This is a genomic window from Pseudomonas fuscovaginae SE-1 (assembly GCF_000364705.1).
In the GTDB taxonomy this organism is placed as follows: domain Bacteria; phylum Pseudomonadota; class Gammaproteobacteria; order Pseudomonadales; family Pseudomonadaceae; genus Aquipseudomonas; species Aquipseudomonas fuscovaginae_A.
In genome coordinates this window covers 1-568 of record NZ_AQOH01000300.1, presented here as the reverse complement: position 1 = coordinate 568, position 568 = coordinate 1, and the positions used below count along the sequence as shown (strand labels likewise).

At 40.7% G+C, this 568-nt stretch carries 1 protein-coding gene; it reads left to right on the top strand.

Annotated features, from left to right (window positions below):
- On the top strand, nt 1–568 hold a 568-nt coding region (locus K675_RS33160; RefSeq protein ID WP_232434470.1), incomplete at both ends, for a hypothetical protein.

The window sequence follows — 568 nt, the reverse complement described above, 5'->3', positions numbered from 1 at the left end:
AATTGACGACACATACATAAGAATTAGCAGAGAACACACTAGGTACGGCTTAATCTCTGTCGATGAGTCAGATAAAATTGGTAACGCACCAAATAATTTATCTAGTAGCCTACTTGAGCAAATACTAGCAACGGCACATAAAAAGTCAGAAGAGCTCAATTTAATCGGAAAATCACCAAACAAACAGCGTGAAATGTTCACCCACGAAGGTTCTAAAATTGATAAATCCTTTCCAGTCATAGAGCTCAGGAATGACGAAATCGAACTAATTCTTGGCGCCAACGATCACAAAGCGGCGTTTGAGCGTGTTCTTAAAGCAGCACAAACGCGCCTCATAATCCACTCAACATTCATAAATCCCAACAACTTAAAATCATTAACCGCAGAATTATTTACCCTTGCTAAACGATCCGTTAAAATTGACATACTTTGGGGTCAAGTCGAACCAAATGACGGGAAAGACCTTCAAAACTATCAGGAAACCAGGGATGCTCTTTACGCATTAGTTGAGCTGGCCAAAACCGAGGGACTTGACACTCTAATCAACGTACACTTAGAACCTACAGCC